This window comes from Pseudogemmobacter sp. W21_MBD1_M6 (assembly GCF_052119585.1).
Lineage (GTDB): Bacteria > Pseudomonadota > Alphaproteobacteria > Rhodobacterales > Rhodobacteraceae > JBGQOJ01.
In genome coordinates, this window is sequence record NZ_JBGQOJ010000008.1 from 82,381 (window position 1) to 101,232 (window position 18,852).

Genomic DNA, 18,852 nt, shown 5'->3' on the forward strand with positions numbered 1-18,852 from the left:
TGGAATGACCGATGATCCACCCGTCACCGTTGTTGGCTTGAACCATTGGTTCGGCACAGGCGAGGCAAGCAAGCAAGCGATCTTTGACGTCAACCTGACAGTGAAACGCGGTAGCCTGACGGTTCTTATGGGGCCGTCAGGATCTGGCAAGACCACGCTTTTGACGTTGATGGGCTGCCTGCGCGATGTGCAGGACGGCTCTGTCCGCCTGCTGGGGCACGAATTGAACGGTGCTGACCGTGCGCTGAACGAGGCCCTGCGCCGCAGGCTGGGGTTTATCTTTCAGGCGCATAATTTGCACGGCAGCCTGACTGCGGTACAAAATGTGCTGATGGGGTTGCTGGTGCATGGTGCGCTTGATCACGAACGGCAGATGGCGGCGGCACGCCACGCGCTGACGCTTGTCGGGCTGGCCGACCGGATGAACTATTTGCCAGCCAACCTGTCGGGGGGCCAGAAACAAAGGGTCGCGGTGGCGCGTGCCCTTGTCGGCAACCCCGATGTGGTTTTTGCCGATGAACCGACAGCGGCGCTGGATCGCGAAAGCGGCGCCACCGTGGTGAACATGCTGAAAAAGCTTGGGCAGGTGCGCGGCACTACCACAGTGATGGTCACCCATGACAACCGCATCCTTGATCTGGCGGACCGGGTCGTGACGCTGGAAGATGGCCGCATCGTGCGCGACACGGCCCCCTAAGCCCCGCGAATACCTGCGTTGACAGATGTTAATGCGGTGCGGGCAAGGCGGCGTATCCTTGCCCCAGATGGTCACCGCAGGACGTAGATCGCCATGTCGCAAAAGACCGGGGATGCCGAAAGGATCAAGGGGCTGCGCAAAGAAATCGCGCGGCACGACCGGCTGTATTATGTCGAGAACGCGCCGACAATTTCGGATGCGGCCTATGATGCGCTGTTTGACGAGTTGCAGCACCTGGAGGCGCGTCACCCTGACCTTGTGACAGAGACGTCACCGACCCAAAGGGTTGGCGCAGCACCGGAATCCGGGCTGGCAAAGGTCGAACACATCGACGCGATGCTAAGCCTGAACGCCGTCAAGGACGAAGACGCGGTTGCCGGTTTCTTGAAACTGCTGTCGGAAAAGACCGGGCGGGATCATCCGGGGGTGGTGACAGAGCCGAAATATGACGGCGTCTCGATCGAGGTGGTCTATGAAAAGGGGCTGTTCCTGCGGGCCGTCACGCGGGGGGATGGTCGGGTTGGCGAAGACATCAGCCATACCCTGAAAACGGTCCGCAGCCTGCCGCTGCGGCTGGCCGGGGGGAACGGCTTGCCGGATATGCTTGCCGTTCGGGGCGAGGCGATCCTGCCCAAAGACAGTTTTCAGACCGTGAACAAGATCCGAGAGCAATCCGGTGAGGACGCGTTTGCCAATCCGCGCAACGCGGCGGCGGGAATCCTGCGCAGGCTTGATCCGAAAGGGGTGCAAGAGGTGCAGTTCGCGTTGATGTTCTATGATGCGTCGGGCATGGACCGCAACGCGATTGGCACACAATGGGCGCTGCTGGACCAGTTGCAGGACTGGGGGCTGACGGTGGGCGACGAGCGGCGCCGCTGCACGACAGCCGAGGATGTGCGGAAGTTCCACGACGCCTTGCACCGCAAGCGCGATGATCTGGCCTACGAGATCGACGGCATCGTGCTGAAGCTGGATGACCTGGCCGTGCGCGATGCGCTTGGGACGCGCGCGCGCAGTCCGCGTTGGGCGCTGGCGTGGAAGTTCGAGCCGCGCAAGGAGGTGACGCGGATCAACGATATCGCCGTGAGCGTTGGCAGAACCGGCGCGCTGACGCCTGTTGCGCTGCTTGATCCTGTTGATATCGGCGGGGTGACTGTGGCGCGGGCGACGCTGCACAACGTCGACGAGGTTGCCCGCAAGGATTTGCGGGTGGGCGACACCGTGCGGATCGAGCGGGCAGGGGATGTGATCCCCGAAGTGGCGGAGCGGATCGAAACGCCCGAACGCCCGCGCGGCCCCGCGTTCGAAATGCCGGACGCCTGCCCCGCCTGCGGTGCCGAGGTAGAGCGCCGTGGGCCGATAGCCTATTGCCCGGCGGGTGTGGCCTGTCCGGCACAGGTCAAGGGCCGTCTGGTGCATTACGCCAGCCGTGGGGCAATGGATATCGACGGGCTGGGCGACGAGACCGCCGATCAGCTTGTCACAAAGGGCTTGGTGAAAGATGTTGCCGATATTTACGGGCTGACTGTCGAGGATATCGAGGCACTGGCGGGGTTTGCCCATACCTCTGCCGTCAAGCTGCATGATGCGATCCACCCGCGTGGCACGGTGCCGCTGGACCGTTTTCTGGTGGCCCTTGGCATCGAAAATGTGGGCCGGGATACGGCGCGGCGGCTTGCCATGGCGTTTGGCAGCCTTGCGGCGGTGCAGGATGCGAACCGGGACGCGCTGTGCAAGGTCGAGGGGGTCGGTGCCGAAACCGCCCGAAGCGTGCGGGATTTTTTCCATGAGGCGCGCAATCGCAAGGTGATTGAGCGGTTGCTTGATGCGGGGGTAAAACCGCAGGACATCCCGCAGGCAGGGGATAGTTTGGCGGGAAAGACCTTTGTGCTGACCGGCGCGCTGGACGCATGGACCCGCGAACAGGCCACCGACGCGATCCTGCGGCGCGGAGGGCGGGTGGCGTCGGGCGTCAGCGGACATACGGATTACGTGGTGATCGGCGCCGATCCGGGACGCAAGCTGGACGAGGCGAAAGCCAAAGGCGTCAAGACGCTGAATGAAACCGAATTCAAGGACATGCTGACCTGAAAGGGGCTGGTGATGCCGGTGCACAATAGCGAAATTGCGACGATGTTCGATCATGTGGCTGACCTGCTGGACATTCAGCAGGCCAATCCTTTTCGTATCCGCGCGTATCGCAACGCCGCAGCCACGATCCGCGATCAGGGGCGCAACATTGCCGATATGCTGGAGGAGGGCGAGGATCTGTCCGAACTGCCGGGCATCGGCGTGGATCTTGCCGGCAAGATCTCCGAAATCGTCAAAACCGGACATCTGGGGCTGCTGGACGAGATCGCCAAGGACATCCCCGATACGCTGGTGGAAATCACCGCGATCCCCGGCATCGGCCCAAAACGGGCGCGGGCGTTGCACGAGGCGCTTGATATAGGGTCGCTTGATGATCTCGAGGCTGCCGCCGAGGCCGGAAAGATAGCCGGCATCAGCGGCTTCGGGCCAAAGACGCAGCAGAAAATCCGGGATGAACTGAAGAAAGGCGATCTTGCAGAGCACCGCGTCAGGCTTGCCATGGCCGAGGATTTCGCCATCCCGCTTCTTGCCTATATCAAGGACACCCCCGGCGTGCAGACCGCCGAGATCGCCGGTAGCTATCGCCGCCGCAAGGAAACGGTCGGTGATCTTGATATCCTTGCCGCAGCGCAGGACGGCAAAGGCGTTATTGACCGCTTTGTCGTTTATGACGAGGTTGAAACGATCGTGTCGCAGGGCGAAACCCGTTCAACGGTCAAGTTGCGTTCGGGGTTGCAGGTTGATCTGCGGGTTGTTCCAAAGGTCAGTTTTGGCGCGGCGCTGCATTATTTCACCGGGTCCAAGGCGCATAACATTGCCTGCCGCAGACGGGCGCAGGACCGCGGGCTGAAGCTGAACGAATACGGGGTTTTCGATGGAAAGACCCGCATTTGCGGTGCGACCGAACAAGAGGTCTACGATGCGATCGGCCTGCCGCCGATACCGCCGGTCCTGCGCGAGAATCGAGGAGAGATCGAAGCCGCCGAAAAGGGCGCGTTGCCCGAATTGATCACACTGGCTGATATACGCGGCGACCTGCACTGCCATACCACAGCCTCTGACGGGCGAAATTCGATACGTGAAATGGCCGAGGCGGCGATCGCGCGCGGATATGAGTATCTGGCGATCAGCGATCATTCCAAAAGCCAGACTCAGGCCGGCGGGCTTGACGAGGCTGCGCTGGCGAAACATCTGGACGAGATCGACAGGGTCCGCGACGATTTGGGCGGTATCCACATCCTGAAGGCCAGCGAAGTGGATATTCTGAAGGATGGCAGTCTGGATTACGATGACGATGTGCTGGACAAGCTTGATCTTGTGATTGCCGCCGTTCATGCGAATTTCGATCTGGACGAAGACAAACAGACCGAGCGGATCATCCGCGCAATGGACAATCGGCACGTCAATATCATCGCGCATCCGACGGGCCGGTTGATCGGTGAACGCAGGCCCTACGCCCTGAACATGAAGCGCCTGATGAAAGCCGCCGCCGATCGGGGATGTTTTCTGGAGATCAACGCAGAGCCACTGCGGCTTGACCTGAACGACATCAACTGCCGGATGGCCAAAGACGCCGGAGTGATGGTTTCGATCGGGACCGATGCGCATTCCACAGGCGGGCTTGACCACATGCGGTTTGGTCTTGATCAGGCGCGTCGCGGCTGGCTGGGGCCGGACAACGTTGTGAACACGCGCAACTGGTCGGCGCTATCAAAATTGCTGCGCCGGTAATGCCCGTCGGGGGCATCTTTCGTTAACCCTGATCAATGCGTTGGGCGACAGTCATGGGACAATGCCCGGTCGGGTTCGAAACACGCGGGGTTGCAGCATGAACAAATTTCCCAATGCGCATTGTTCTTTTGGCGGGTTCGGGATGGATTTATGTCTGGGCGGTGCTGCATCATGACCTTTCAGATCGCAACTGTCCTTGGGCTTTTGGTTTTTGCCATGGGGCTTTACATGACCGAATGGGTTTCGGTCGATGTCGTCGCATTGGCCCTTTTGGCGGCGCTTATGCTGTTCGGCATATTGACGCCCGCCGATGCGTTCGCGGCATTCGGCAGCGAGATCGTCATTATTCTTGCGGCGATCATGGTGCTTGCTGGCGCCATTGTGGAGGCGGGCGTCATGGACTGGCTTGGCAACTATGCGAACAAGGTCGGCGGCACGCACCGTAACCGCGTTTCAATGCTGTTGCTTCTGGGGATATCGGCGGCAAGTTCCGCGTTGCTGAGCAATACCAACACGACTGCCATCATGATCTCGCCCGCCGTCGAGATGGCCCGCCGCGCCAAAATCAGTGCCAGCCGCATATTGATGCCGCTGGCCTATGCGTCGATGCTTGGCGGGTCGTGCACCTTGATCGGAACCTCTGCCAATCTGGCCAGCAGCGGCTTGATCACCCGGCTGGGAATGGAGCCGTTTTCACTGTTCGAATTTCTGGGGATTGGAACTGTAATCACCGTTATCGGCCTTGTCTGGCTGGTGTTTCCCGGTCAATGGCTGATTACGCCGCGAAGTCCGGTGGAGGAAGAGGGGCAATCCGAACCGCGCCGCTTCTTCACAACCCTTCGCTTGGCCAAAGGCTCTTCGGTGATCGACACGCCGATAGGGGGCCTGAATTTCAAGGATTTCGATGCCGATCTTCTAAGCGTCGACCGGGGCGGCAAGCGTCTGGACCCCCACCATTCCCGTAAGTTGAGAGAGGGGGACGAGTTGATCGTCCGGGCATCGCGGAACGGGCTGCTCAAGCTCAAGAAGTCGAAACTGTTCACTCTGGAACCTGACGAGCATTTTTCTATCCGGTATGGCGAAGACATGGTTCCGGTGATGGCCGAGGCTGTTGTGATGCCCCAATCGCGGCTGGTCGGGAAAACGCTGAAGCAGCTTCAGTTTTTCGATCAGTCCAGCGGTATCGTTCTGGCGATTTACCGCCGCACCCGCAGCCGACCTGCGCGTATCGAGAACATGCAGTTGCGCGCGGGCGATGTGCTGTTGCTTCAGGGGTCGCAGCAGGGCCTTAGGCGTATGCGCGGGAAAACAGACCTTCGCGTTCTGATGAGCGTTGACGAGACGGTCATCACCCCGCGGCAGGGTATTCTGACGTTAAGCGCGATGATCATTGCTGTGCTGGTGGGCGCACTGGGGATTGCACCTTTCTCGCTCAGTATTCTGATCGCGTTGCTGGTGGTGGTTCTGACCGGCGGGGTCACCATGCAGGAGGCCTACCGCCTGATCGAATGGCGGCTTCTGGTGGTGATTGCCGCGATGTCCGGGTTTGGGCTGGCGATGGAAACCAGCGGCACGGCGGAATATCTGGCGATGTATATCGTGCAAACCGTGGCGCCGTTCGGTTCGGTCTTTGCGATGGCGGCCTTTTGCGTTCTGGCGGTGCTGCTGACCCAACCGATGTCAAACGCAGGGGCTGCACTGACGGTTATTCCCGTTGCCGTTGCCGCCGCCGAGGGGCTGGACCTGAACCCCCGGATGCTGGCCGTTCTGGTGACGTTGTCGGCCTCGCTTTCGTTTATATCGCCGCTCGAACCCGCATGTTTGCTGGTCTATGATGTCGGGCGATACCGCTTTGTGGATTTCGTCAAGGCGGGGACGCCGCTGACGATCATCAGTGTTGCTATTCTTCTGGTTCTTGTGCCGCTGTTCTGGCCGTGACAGGTGCGGCGGCATCGACCGGCGTGTCATCGCAGCGGAACGTCTCCAGCTCGGACTTGTCCGTTTCGACGGCGCACTGTTTACGTGCGCGGCGCAAGGCGCTGCGAACGATTTCTTCGTAGGTTGGATGATAAAACGGCATTTTCAGCAGATCGCCAAGGGTCGCGCCCTGTGCCAGCGCATAGGCGAACATATGCGCCAGATGTTCGGCATCTTGTGCGAACATCTCGACACCCAAAAGCCGTGCGGTGGCCTTTTCCGCATAAACCCGGATCGCGCCGTCCCCGCTGCGGGCAAGTTGCGAACGGCCCTTGTTGCTGAATGAAGCCGGACCAACCGCGATTTCATCCTTGCGCTGTTTCAGGTCCGCCCAGCCAGCGCCGACGCTGGCAATCTGTGGATCGGTAAAGGTGACGTGAAGCGGAATGCGCCGCCGGAATGCGGTATCCTTGCCGCGAACGGCGTTGTAGCCTGCGATGCGACCTTCGTCGGCGGCTTCGTGCAAAAGCGGCCTGAGGCCGGAGACGTCGCCCGCAAGATAGACCCGTGTTCCCTGAATGGCGAGACAGGATTCGTTGACGTCGGGCTGGCCGTTTTCATTTACCCCGATGCCAAGATGCTGCAAACCCAGACCGTCCAGATTAGGCATCCGGCCCATGGCGACCAGAACGCAATCCACCTGTGTCTGTCCGCCATCCCAGTGCATGGTCACCGCGCCGTCTGGTCCGGCTTTCGGCTCAACGGTCGCGGTGACAATCCTGAACTCGGACTGCATGGCGGTCGATGCAAGGTCGTGCAGGTCGGGGTGGGATAACCCGCCAAAACCGGGCGAGGGATCAAACCCCGTCACTTCGACACCAAGCCGGGCAAGGGCCTGCCCCAATTCCAGCCCAACCGGCCCCAGTCCGATGACCGCGATGCGCGGCGGAAGCGTTTCGAGATCAAAGAAATCGTCGGTTGTGAAGACGCGCTTGCCCAGCGTTTCTGGCCATGTGGCGGGCATCACGGGGCTGCTTCCGGTGGCCACAATTGTGGCCCGTGGCCGAAAGACGCGGCCATTGGCATGAAGCATCCCATCCTTCGCAAAGGCCGCCCTGTGCGGTATCAGGTGGTCACCTTTCCATGCGTCCATTCCCTTCACCACGCCAGAGACAAATCCATCCCGCAGGCGCCGTGTTTCAGACAATACTGCCTTTGCGTCGATCTGAAGGTGATCCGCCCCGCGAATCCCCAGTGCGCGGAAGCTGTGGCGCCTGTGAAAATCATGCGCCGACTGAAGGAACGCCTTGGATGGCATACAGGCCACACGCGCACAGGTCGTGCCCAATGGCCCGGGGTCGAAAACCATATAGCTGTCGGTTTTTTTCACGACCTCGGCGCGCGCCGAAAGACCGGCAGTGCCTGCGCCCAGAATGGCAACGTCGATATCCTCGAGTGTCATGGTGGTCCTCCTTGGGGGCGATGCGATCTGCCGCAATCAACCGGCAGGGTTGTATTTCAAAGCGCTGATCGGGCGAACCGTGCTTGCCTGCGGGCCTATTTCGCTTTCGTCGGTCTGCACCACCAGTTCGACGGTGTCGCGGGTTTGCAGCTGGTCAAAGTCGCCGTCGACGACGCTGTTCTTGTGGAAATAGACCAGCCGGTTGTCTGTTGCGATGATCTGGCCATAGCCCTGATCGTGGTGGATTTCGACGATCTTTCCCTGAAGCGGTCCGTCATGGGTCTTTACGTCGCCGCCAATCTTCTGCTTCCAGCGCTTGATTTCGCGCGCCATCGAGGCGAAGGCATCGCGCACTGCCACCTTGAGATGCTCGTGTTCGGCGGTGTCATTCTGCTGGTGGTGAACGACGAGTTCATCGCCCGGCACGCGAACCTCGATGGTCACCTCGTAGAGGTTCCCCTTTTTCTGGCTGTTGTGCGGGGCACGAATATAGACATGGCAACTGGTGATCTGATCTGCGAATTGTTCCAGATGGTCGACCTTTTCCTGAACCAGCGCCTTGATCTCGTCGGTTGGCGTTACGTTTTTGAAAGCAAGTTCCAAAGGGGTTTGCATGTTGTGCTACTCCTTAAATCTGATGCCGTTGATCCGAACCAAGTCGGGGATTCAGCGGGAACACCGCCGACAATGTCGCGCTATTTACGGGCATACATTCCGACAAGTTCAGTGAATTCCAGAATGTAGGGCTGCGCGAGGCGCATGATCTCGACACATGTGGCACCGGAGGCCGCAGATGTGATGTGATCACCAAGCGCACTGAGCCGAAAGTGATAGGCGTGGGGTTTATCGCCGCGTGGCGGGCAGGGGCCGCCATATCCGGGTTTTCCGAAGTCGTTGATTGCCTGTCGGAATCCGGGCTCCAGCGTTTCGGGGCCAAAGCCCGCGCGCAGGGCGGACCATGTGGGCGGGATCGAATACGCCGCCCAGTGGTGAAAGATGCCGCCCGGCGCATCGGTATCATCGCAGACCAGCAAAAGCTCCTTTGTGCCGTCCGGCACACCCGTCCAGCCAAAGGCCGGAGAGAGGTTCTCTCCGTCACAGGTAAACCGTTCGGGAATCGTTTCGCCCATCTTGAAATCCGGACTGGTCAGCGTCAGCATGGCGCGCTCCTTCGGTTGAAATACAAGGACAGTCTGCGCGGATATCGGCACGTCGGCATTGACGTCTGTTAATCTGATGGGGTCACGCGGCGCCTTTTCTATCCGCAGCTATTGATTTTGATTAATGCCGGTCAGGCCGCATCGGGGCATTCTTTGTCTGGTATTGCAGGCGGCGCGGTTGCGTCGCGCGGTGCCGGACCTTGAACCGCAGGAGGCGATGTGCCCGATTACACGCTCGACAGACCCTTCGCGCAACCGTTGCAGGACGTTGCAAGCCGGTTGAAGGCCGACCTGACCAAGGGGCTGGACGAGGCCGGGGCGCGGGCAAGGCTTGAAACCTGCGGGCCGAACCAGCTGCGCACGAACAAGAAGAAAAGCACGCTGCTGATCCTTGTGCATCAGTTCAACAGCGTCATCGTCTGGCTGCTGACCGGGGCTGCGGCGATGTCGTTCGTTCTGGGTGACATCGCCGAGGGCCTTGCGATTGTCGTTGTGCTGTTGATCAACGGGGCCATCGGGTTTTTTACCGAACTCAGGGCGGCGCGGTCGATGGAGGCCCTGATGGAGATCGCACAGGTGCAAACGCGCGTGCGGCGGGGTGGCGAAGTGCGCAAGATCGATGCGCACGACCTTGTGCCGGGGGATGTGGTGATCCTTGAGGCCGGTGATGTTGTCACGGCGGATCTGCGGTTGAGCGAAGCCTCTAACCTTCAGGTGGACGAATCCGTGCTGACGGGAGAATCCGCGCCGGTCGGCAAATCCACCGAGGCAATCGCACAGGACGCGGCCCTGGGGGACCGCGCCAGCATGGCGTTCAAGGGAACGGCCATCACGCAGGGCACGGGCGAGGGTCTGGTGGTTGCAACCGGTATGGCAACCGAAATTGGCCGGATCAGCGATCTGGCGCAGACTGCCGCAGCCGAGGCCGCACCCCTTGAACGCAGGCTTGACCGGCTGGGGCATCGGCTGGTCTGGCTGACGCTGGTGTTCGCGGGGGTGACGGTCGGGGCCGGTGTTTTGCGGGGGCATGATGTGGCGGTGATGGTGCAGATGGGCGTTGCGCTGGCTGTCGCCGCCGTGCCCGAGGGTCTGCCGGTTGTCGCGACGCTGTGTCTGGCGCGCGGGATGTGGCGGATGAGCCGGCGCAACGCCCTGATCACGCGGCTGTCGTCGGTGGAAACGCTGGGGGCGACGACGGTGATCCTGACGGACAAGACCGGCACACTGACGGAAAACCGCATGACGGCGGTGCGCTATTTGCTGGCCGGGGCGGATGTGGATGTGAAACGCAACGGCGACAAACCGGAATTTGCGGAGGGGCAGAACCCCCTTGATCCGTCGTCTGACGAACGCCTTGGCTGGGCAATCCGGATCGGGGCGCTGTGCAACACCGCCGACCTTGGCGACGGGTCCAAGGACGGGCGGGCAGGCGACCCGATGGAAATAGCGCTATTGTCGATCGCCCGCGCTGCGGGACTTGGGCGGGCGGGCCTGCTTGAGGATCGGGCCGAGGTGCGCGAGCACGCCTTTGATCCGGGTGCCAAGATGATGGCCACGGTGCACCGCGACGCCGACGGCTATCTTGTGGCGGTCAAGGGCGCCCCCGAGGCGGTGATCGACCTGTGCGACCATGTCATGACACCGGATGGCCCGAAGGATATGGACGACACCACACGCGAGGACTGGACGGCGCGCGGTGCGGCGGCAGCGGGGGAAGGTCTGCGGCTGTTGGCTTTGGCATTGAAACACGCGGGCACCAGGGACGCGGACCCCTATGCGGGGCTGACGCTGGTGGGGCTTGTGTGCCTTCTGGACCCGTTGCGAAGCGATGTGACCGATGCAATCAAGGCCAGCCGCGCGGCGGGCGTTCGGGTGGTCATGCTGACCGGTGATCATGCGGATACCGCCGAAACCATCGCGCGGCAGGCAGGTCTGGGGGATGGCGATCTGATCGTGGTCGAAGGCACCGAACTTGCCGGTATCGACACGGACACTGTCAGTGACGCAGAGTGCAGGCGGATCCTGTCGGCGCATGTCTTTGCCCGTGTCGCGCCGGAAACCAAACTGACGCTTGTGGCGCTGTATCAGAAGGCCGGGCATGTGGTGGCGATGACCGGCGACGGGGTCAATGATGCGCCTGCGCTGAAAAAGGCCGATATAGGCATTGCCATGGGCAAGCGCGGCACGCAGGTCGCAAAAGAGGCGGCCGATATGGTTCTGCAGGACGATGCCTTTGCAACCATTATCGCGGCGATGCGTCAGGGGCGGGTGATTTTCGACAACATCCGCAAGTTCGTGGTGTATCTGATGTCCTGCAATGTCAGCGAGGTGATGGTGGTCGGGATTGCCGTGGGGGCCGGATTGCCAGCGCCGCTTTTGCCGTTGCAGATCCTGTTTCTGAACCTTGTGACAGATGTGTTTCCCGCCTTCGCGCTTGGGCTGGGGCGGGGTGACGACAATATCATGCGCAAGCCGCCGCGCGATCCCGAACAGGCGATCGTGAACCGCCCGCGATGGGTGTTGATCGGCGCTTTGGGCGCGGCGGTGACTGTTGCGACACTCGGGGCGTTTGTGCTTGCCCTCAATTGGCTTCATCTGGACCCCAGACCAGCCGTCACGGTGGCCTTTCTGACGCTTGCCCTGGCGCAGCTTTGGAATGTGTTCAATGTGCGCGACCGCGATGCGGGGATTTTGATGAACGAGGTCACGCGCAATGCCTATGTCTGGGGGGCGCTTTTGCTGTGCCTTTGCCTGATCGGGCTGGCGCTTTGGCTGCCGTGGTTGGCGGGGATCCTTGGTCTTCCCGATCCGGGTTGGAACGGTCTGGCCCTTTCGGCGGGGGCCAGTCTTGTTCCGCTTGGTCTGGGGCAGGGGTGGCTTCTTTTGGCCCGCCCCGGCAGGCCGGACCGCAAAGAGACGCGGCGCGGGGGCCAGGTCGGGCGGGCCGCGCTACAAAAGAGCCAGCGTCAATGTCGGGAAAACGGCGATGGCGATCAGAGACACGAGCATGACAAGGATATAGGGCAGGGTGCCCAGAAAGATTGATTCAACGCTGACAGAGGGATCATCCAGCGTGTTGTGCACGGTGAACACCGATATTCCGAAAGGCGGCGTCAGCAGCCCGATTTCCACGGCGATCACGGTGACAATCCCGAAATGGATCAGATCGAACCCCATGGTCTGGGCGATGGGGGCCGCGATCGGCACCATGATCAGCAGGATGGAACTGGAGTCGAGGATCATCCCCAAAAGCAAAAGCAGAACGACGTAAAGCAACAAAAAGGCATAGGGGCTTAGCCCGCCCATGCGCACAAGGTCGCCAATGGCATTCGGAATGCCCGCAACGGACAACATGCGGCTGTAGAAGCCCGCAGCGATCAGCAGGATCAGAATGCCGACCGAGACCATGCCCGTCTGGCTTAGCACTTCCCAGATGCGCTGGCGGTTCAGTTTGCGCCGGGCCAGTGCGATGACCAAAGCGCCGAAGGCCCCGATGCCGCCTGCCTCTGTCGGGGTGAAAAAGCCGCTGTAAAGGCCACCCAGAACCAGCACCACAAGCAGCAGGATCGGCACCAGTTTCACCGCCATTTCGCGCCCCGTCATCCGGTTGCCGATTTGGGCCACCCCGCGCATCCGCACAAGTTCGGGGTCGTCGAAGACAAAGTTGGGCCGGTATCTTGCCAGCAGGATGATCATCGCGACAAACCCCAAGGCAAGCATCAGGCCGGGGATGACACCTGCGATGAACATCCCCCCGATCGAAACCTCGGCCAGAACGCCATAGATTATCAGCAACAGGCTGGGCGGGATCAACATGCCCAGAACCGAACTGCCCGCGACGGTGCCCGCTGCAAATCCCGCGCTATAGCCGTGGCGGCGCATTTCCGGCACGGCCACGCGGGTGAACACGGCGGCGGATGCGATAGAAACCCCGGTCACGGCGGCAAAGACCGTATTGGCGGCAACGGTTGCAACGCCCAATCCGCCCGCCAGCCGGCGCAGCAATTCCTCGGCCACTTCGAATGTGTCGCGCCCGATGTTCGATATGCTGACCAAAAGGCCCATCAGAACGAACAGCGGTATGGTTGCGAACAGGTAATCCGCGATGCCGTTGTAGGCCGTGATCGACAAAAGCCGCATGGCAAGTTCGAAATTGTCCCGGATGATCCAGACGCCGGCAAAGGCAACGACAAACAGGGCAATCGCGATTTCCATACCGATCAGAACCAGAAACACCAGCGCGACAATCAGCAGAATTCCAATCGTAAGTGCAGTCATATCCGGGGGGTTCCTTGCGGCGTCAGTCGAGTGGCCGCGACCGCCAGATAGGCCACCGCCGCAAAGGCAGAGCCTACGACGATGATGGCGCGGAACGGCAGGGTCGGGATTGTGAACACGCCCTGAACCCCGAAATATTCGTTTGTGCGCCAGGCCTCGGCGGTTTCGGGCCAGGCGGCGTAGATGATGCCGATGAACACCGCCGCCCCGACCAGCGCAAAGGTCACGTCGATCAGGCGCATGGCGGTCGGGCTTATTCTTTCGATCACGCGGGTGAAAAAGTCGGCCCGCGTCATGCGACCTGCAAGAACGGCGGAAGAAATTTGCAGGAACACGATTGCCACAACGGACCGCGCGCAGACCTCGGCAACGCCGGTAATCGGCGCGTCCAGCAGGTTGCGGCCCAGAACGTCGGCCACGATCACCAGCATCATCAGGAAAATCCAGATTGTGCCTATGGCAGCCAACGCATTGGCGGCAAAGGCAAACGGGCCCTTGGGCGGGTGTTTCAGGGGGGCGTCCACCGAAATGGCCAGGTCTATGTCGTCAGTCAATGCCGCGTGCCCCCGATGTCGGTCCTGTTCGGATATGTGCCTTGCCCGGACCTGTGCCGGACAAGGCGAATGCGCCGCCTTGGATTAAAGGCCCGCGTCCCAGTCGCGCAGTGGCGTGATGCCATTTTCGCGCAGCGCCGAGAAATAGGCCTTTAGCACAGTTTTGGCAGGCTCGCCGCCGGTTGCAAGCCATGGCTCGACGATGTTGGGCAGATTATCCACCCATTTCTGCTTTTCCGCCGCAGGCATTTCGCTGATCTGCAAACCGGCGGCTTCCATTTCGGTGATCGCTGTTGTGGCTTTTTCGGTCACGTAGGCGCCGTGCCGTTTGGAGGTCTCTTTGCCTGCCGCACGAAACGCTGCCTGAACCTCTTCTGGCAGCTTGTCGAAGAAGGTTTTATTCACCGCAATGCCGCCGAAATACATCGCACCGATGCCGACGCGGGTCAGATTGGGGGCCACTTCGTAGACGCGGGTCGGCAGGATACCCGACGCAAACGACAGCGCGCCTTCGGATACGCCGGTCTGGATGTTGGTGTAATAGGTGGTCAGCGCCCCGTCGATCGGGGTTGCCCCGGTGTCGCGCAACCAGTTGGCGGATGTGCCCGGCGCGTTGATGCGGCGGTTCTTCAGATCGTCCATCGAGGAGATGGGGAAGTTGGCGTAGATGTCATAGCTGTCGGTGATCAGCGACGACAGATGCACCATGTTCTGGGCGGACCAGCTGTCGCGCAGTTCGGGCAGTTCGTCGGTCAGCTTGTCGAAAATGCTGATCAACAGCTCGTGGTCGGATGTGGCGAAGGGCGTGAAGTAGGTGACGTTCTGGAGCGGCATGGTAGAGCCTTCCCAGACGGTGCCGACCATGCCGACATCGACGATGCCATCCTTGACCGCAGCGCGGGTGTCGGTGAATTTATACAGCGTGCCGCCGTAGGCCTCGTTCCAGTTGACCTTGTAGGTGCCGCCTTCGGCAAGCAGGCGGTCCACCTCTGGCTGGAACGCGTTCTTCATCGCCCAGGCCCAGATGTTGGCTTCGGGGTGGCTGGAGCCGATGTTCACGGTGATCGTGTCTTGTGCGTAGACCGATGTCGATAGGGCCGTTCCGGCAAGGGCCGCTGCGGCAAACAAATGTTTCAGGTTCATTCGGTATCCTCCCATTTGTATCCCTTCCGGGATATTTTAACGTGTCTTCAGCTTTCGGTAACGACCCCCATCGCGGCCAGAATACGGCCCGGGGTAAACGGCATGGATGTCACCCGCCCTCCCAGCGGGCGGATCGCGTCGTTGATCGCGTTCATCACGGCAGCGGGCGAACCGGCTGTGCCAGCCTCGCCTGCGCCCTTTGCACCCAAAAGGGATTCCCTTGTCGGTGTTTCCACATGCCCGATCACCATGTCGGGCATCTCGGCGGCCATCGGCACAAGATAGTCGGCCATATTGGCGTTCAGCAGTTGGCCTTCGCTGTCGTAAAGGCACTCTTCATACAGCGCGCCGCCTATCCCCTGCACGATCCCGCCGCGGATCTGTTCGTCGACCAGTTGCGGGTTGATGACGCGGCCGCAGTCCTCGACGCACCAATGCTTCAGAAGTTTGACAAACCCCGTCTCTGTGTCGACCTCCAGATAGCTGGCCTGCACCCCGTTGGTGAAGGCGAACGGATAATCGGAGGTGATGAAATGGCGGGTTTGCACCAGTTCGCGCGGCAGATCCTTTGGCAATGTATCACCGCGGAAATAAACGATGCGGCCAAGCTCCTCCAGCGGCATCCGGGCCTCGCCGTTTTTGCGATCCCTGATCTGCCCGTCGATGATCTCAAGGCTGTCCGGCGGGCATTGCAGCATCGAGCCGGCAATCGTCAGAATGCTTTCCTTTAGCGCAAGCCCTGCCTGCAAGGCCGCCTCGCCCCCGATCCCCGCCCCGCGAGAGGCCCATGTGCCGCCGCCATACGGCGTGGTCTGCGTGTCGCCGGTGACGATTTTCACCTTTGCAACGTCAACGCCGACAGCCTCGGCCACGATCTGGCTTAGCATGGCCTCGGTGCCCTGACCCTGTTCCGTGACGCCCGACATCGCGACGATGCTGCCGTCGGGGTCCATGCGGACGGTGCAGCCGTCTTGTGCGGAAATACGGGCGCCGCCGATGCCATACATGAACGGACTGGGGTTGGTCAGTTCGATGAAACTGGCGATGCCGATCCCGCGATGGATGCCCTTTTCCCGCAGCATGGCTTGTTCCGCACGCAGGCCGTCATAGTCCATCAGCGCCATCAATTTATCCATCGAGGCGTGGTGGGACAGCCCCTCGAACCGCATGTTGGCGGCAGAGGTATAGGGATAGGCGTCGTCGGGCACCAGATTGCGGCGGCGGATCTCGACCGGATCAAGGCCCAGTGCCTCTGCGGCGAAATCGACAAGGCCTTCGGTGATGGCAACGGCAATAGGATGGCCGACCGCGCGATACTGACAGGTCGGTGCCTTGTTCTGCATCACCACAGTTGTCTGCGCGCGATATGTCTGGAAATCATAGGGCCCGCCGCACAGGTTGACCACCTGATTGCCCTCGATGGCCGATGTGCGGGGATAGACGGAATAGGGGCCGATGGCGGTCCAGTCGTCGATATCCATCGCAAGGATGCGCCCCGTTTCATCGACAGCAATTCGGGCGTCGATCTCGTGGTCGCGGGCGTGAATATCGGTGGCGAAACTTTCCATGCGGTCGGCGATGAATTTGACAGGCCGCCCCATGACCTTGGAAATTGCGACGGTCGCCATTTCATCGGGATAGACGTGCACCTTGATCCCGTAGGACCCGCCGACATCGCCGCAGATGACCCGCACGCGCCCTTCGGGCAGGTCCAGATGCTGTGCGATGACACTTTGCATCATGTGCGGCGCCTGCGTGGAATGATAGACGGTCAACTGGGTTTCCGCCGGATTGTAATCCGCCAGAATAGAGCGCGGTTCCAGCGTGACGCCGGTGTGCCGACCGGTCTTGAACGACGCCGCGATGACGGTGTGGGCGCTGGCGAAAACGGCATCGACCTCGCCCTTTTCGTGCAGGCGGTGAAAGGTCAGGTTGTCGCCAAGATCGGGGTGGATCACGGGTGTCGCGGGATCAAGCGCGGTCCGCATATCGGTGACCACGGGCAGGGGGGTATAGTCTACCTCGACCAGCGCCGCGCCGTCCTCTGCCGCAGCGCGGCTGTCGGCGACCACGGCAACAACCGCCTCTCCGGTCCAGGTGACGCGGTCGGTGGCCACCGCATGTTGGGGCGCGGATTTCAGCCCCTTCAGATGCGCCAGAACCGCGACCCAAGGGGTGCAATGCGCGGCGATGTCCGCGCCGGTGAACACGCGCCGGACACCGGGGGCGGCTTGCGCGGCGGCAATGTCGATTGCGTCGATTTTGGCATGGGCATGCGGGCTGCGCACAAAGGCGACGTGCAGCATGCGGGGCAGGGTGATGTCATCGACATAGCGCCCGCGCCCTTCGACCAGACGGCGCGCATTCGGGCGGGGAACGGTGCGCCCGATATAGCTGTTGGGGCGGTCGGGGTTGCCGAAATTGATCGTCATGCCGGAACCCCCGCCTTGGCCGCGCGCGCCGTCGCTACGGTTTCAATGGCGTCCACGATGGCCTCGTATCCGGTGCAGCGGCAGTAGTTGCCGGAAATATGTTCGCGGATCTCGTCGCGCGTGGGGTGCGCGTGCCCGGCCAGAAGATCGGCGGCAGAGAACAGCATCCCCGGCGTGCAAAACCCGCATTGCAGGGCGTTGCGCGTCACGAATTCCGCCTGAAGATCGGCAAGAGCGCCGGTGTCGGTCAGCCCCTCGACGGTCCAGACATCCGCACCATCCAGTTGCGCGGCCAGCGTCAGGCATCCCCGCACGATATCGCCGTTCACCTGCAAGGTGCATGCGCCGCACACGCCGTGCTCGCATCCCGCATGGCTGCCCGTCAGGCCCAGATCAAGCCGCAGGAAATCCACCAGATGACGCGAGGCATCGACACGGGCCTCGACACGCTCGCCGTTGACGGTCAGGGAAATGTCGATCTTGCGGGGGAAGGGCGCGTTGGCGTCAGTCATTGCGGGCATCTCCTGAGGGTGCGGTGGCCAGATAGGCGCGGCGCAACAGCACCTGTGCCAGATGCAGTCTGACGGCGGCGCTGGCGTGCATATCGCCGGGGGGGTCCAGATCGTCGGTCAATGCAGCGCAGGCCGCATCCACATCCTTGCCTTCGGTCAGGGCGCGCATGGCCGCGTGCGCCAGAACGGCGGTGGACCCGACGCCGAAATAGGCGATGCGCACCGCGCGCCCCTGACGGGTCAGCACAATTCCGACGATTGCGTAATCCCCCGACCGCCGCGCCAGTTCCAGCGTGACCTGACGCGCGTCGGGGTGGGCTACGGGCATCTCGACGGCGGTGATCATCTCGTCCTCGGCCAGATCGGTGGTGAACAGATCGACAAAGAAATCCCCGGCCCTGACGCGCCGCTCGCCGCTTGGGCCCTGAACGACAATCGTGGCATCCAGCGCCAACATGCAGGCGGGCAATTCCGCCGCCGGATCGCAATAGGCAAGCGACCCGCCGATCGTGCCGCGGGTGCGGATTGCGGCATGGGCGATCAGGGGCGCGGCCTGCGACAGGGCAGGGGCGTGGCGTTTCACAAGGCCGGATGTTGCAAGGTCACGGTGACGCGTCAGCGCCCCGATCCGAAGCACCGCATTGTGTTCGGATATGCCTGTCAGCTCTGACAGGCCGTTGATGTCGATCAGGGATGTCTCGCCGGCAAGACGCAGGTTCATCGAGGCGACAAGGCTTTGCCCCCCCGCCAAAAGCCGCGCCTCGCCCTTTGCGCCTGCAAGCAATGAAATCGCATGCGAAAGGTCGGTCGCCCGAATATATCCGGCTGCTTCGGCTTTCATGGCGCACTCCTCCCAGACCGTCTATGACGGGCGC

General features: G+C 61.6%; 14 protein-coding genes. 5 read left to right on the top strand and 9 right to left on the bottom strand.

The features are described from left to right. Positions 1-4 precede the first annotated feature (4 nt). The 4 genes from ACEN2R_RS10550 (at position 5) to ACEN2R_RS10565 (ending at position 6,457) form a co-directional block, all read left to right on the top strand. Entirely contained in the window at positions 5-697 is a 693-nt protein-coding gene (locus ACEN2R_RS10550; protein ID WP_442041970.1) for an ATP-binding cassette domain-containing protein, read from the top strand. A gap of 93 nt (positions 698-790) precedes the next feature. Continuing rightward, positions 791-2,788 carry an NAD-dependent DNA ligase LigA gene (gene ligA / locus ACEN2R_RS10555; protein ID WP_442041972.1) on the top strand — a complete coding sequence of 666 codons (1,998 nt, stop codon included), beginning with the start codon at positions 791-793 and terminating at the stop codon, positions 2,786-2,788. 12 nt (positions 2,789-2,800) lie between these two features. Further along, positions 2,801-4,519 (top strand): DNA polymerase/3'-5' exonuclease PolX, encoded by a 1,719-nt coding sequence (gene polX / locus ACEN2R_RS10560; protein ID WP_442041974.1) that lies wholly within the window; start codon positions 2,801-2,803, stop codon positions 4,517-4,519. 171 nt (positions 4,520-4,690) lie between these two features. After that, positions 4,691-6,457, top strand: coding sequence for an SLC13 family permease (locus ACEN2R_RS10565; RefSeq protein ID WP_442041976.1), 1,767 nt, complete (start codon positions 4,691-4,693; stop codon positions 6,455-6,457). Here the strand turns inward: ACEN2R_RS10565 and ACEN2R_RS10570 are convergent. The 3 genes from ACEN2R_RS10570 to ACEN2R_RS10580 form a co-directional block, all read right to left on the bottom strand. Continuing rightward, positions 6,420-7,898, bottom strand: coding sequence for a dihydrolipoyl dehydrogenase (locus ACEN2R_RS10570; protein WP_442041978.1), 1,479 nt, complete (start codon positions 7,896-7,898; stop codon positions 6,420-6,422). The genes ACEN2R_RS10565 and ACEN2R_RS10570 overlap by 38 nt on opposite strands. Positions 7,899-7,934: 36 nt before the next feature. Next, positions 7,935-8,513, bottom strand: coding sequence for an HPF/RaiA family ribosome-associated protein (locus ACEN2R_RS10575; RefSeq protein WP_442041979.1), 579 nt, complete (start codon positions 8,511-8,513; stop codon positions 7,935-7,937). A gap of 80 nt (positions 8,514-8,593) precedes the next feature. Then, positions 8,594-9,058 (bottom strand): YbhB/YbcL family Raf kinase inhibitor-like protein, encoded by a 465-nt coding sequence (locus ACEN2R_RS10580; RefSeq protein ID WP_442041981.1) that lies wholly within the window; start codon positions 9,056-9,058, stop codon positions 8,594-8,596. A 219-nt stretch (positions 9,059-9,277) separates the two neighbouring features. On the opposite strand from ACEN2R_RS10580, the gene ACEN2R_RS10585 reads away from it, so the two are divergent. Then, on the top strand, positions 9,278-12,103 hold the full coding sequence (locus ACEN2R_RS10585) for a cation-translocating P-type ATPase (RefSeq protein ID WP_442041983.1): 2,826 nt from the start codon (positions 9,278-9,280) through the stop codon (positions 12,101-12,103). On the opposite strand, the gene ACEN2R_RS10590 is transcribed toward ACEN2R_RS10585, so the two are convergent. The 6 genes from ACEN2R_RS10590 to ACEN2R_RS10615 form a co-directional block, all read right to left on the bottom strand. Next, a complete protein-coding gene (locus ACEN2R_RS10590; RefSeq protein ID WP_442041985.1) occupies positions 12,008-13,336 on the bottom strand; it encodes a TRAP transporter large permease in 1,329 nt (442 codons plus the stop codon). The genes ACEN2R_RS10585 and ACEN2R_RS10590 overlap by 96 nt on opposite strands. Beyond that, entirely contained in the window at positions 13,333-13,890 is a 558-nt protein-coding gene (locus ACEN2R_RS10595; protein ID WP_442041987.1) for a TRAP transporter small permease subunit, read from the bottom strand. The genes ACEN2R_RS10590 and ACEN2R_RS10595 overlap by 4 nt, the downstream gene beginning before the upstream one ends. 84 nt (positions 13,891-13,974) lie before the next feature. Then, positions 13,975-15,033: a C4-dicarboxylate TRAP transporter substrate-binding protein gene (locus ACEN2R_RS10600; protein ID WP_442041989.1), complete on the bottom strand. Its 1,059-nt coding sequence runs from the start codon at positions 15,031-15,033 to the stop codon at positions 13,975-13,977. Positions 15,034-15,080: 47 nt separating this feature from the next. Then, complete coding sequence (locus ACEN2R_RS10605; RefSeq protein ID WP_442041991.1) at positions 15,081-17,465, bottom strand: xanthine dehydrogenase family protein molybdopterin-binding subunit; 2,385 nt, start codon at positions 17,463-17,465, stop codon at positions 15,081-15,083. Then, entirely contained in the window at positions 17,462-17,977 is a 516-nt protein-coding gene (locus tag ACEN2R_RS10610; protein WP_442041993.1) for a (2Fe-2S)-binding protein, read from the bottom strand. Before ACEN2R_RS10610 ends, ACEN2R_RS10605 begins: the two co-directional genes overlap by 4 nt. Then, positions 17,970-18,818 (bottom strand): FAD binding domain-containing protein, encoded by an 849-nt coding sequence (locus ACEN2R_RS10615; RefSeq protein ID WP_442041995.1) that lies wholly within the window; start codon positions 18,816-18,818, stop codon positions 17,970-17,972. The genes ACEN2R_RS10610 and ACEN2R_RS10615 overlap by 8 nt, the downstream gene beginning before the upstream one ends. Between the last annotated feature and the right edge of the window lie 34 nt (positions 18,819-18,852).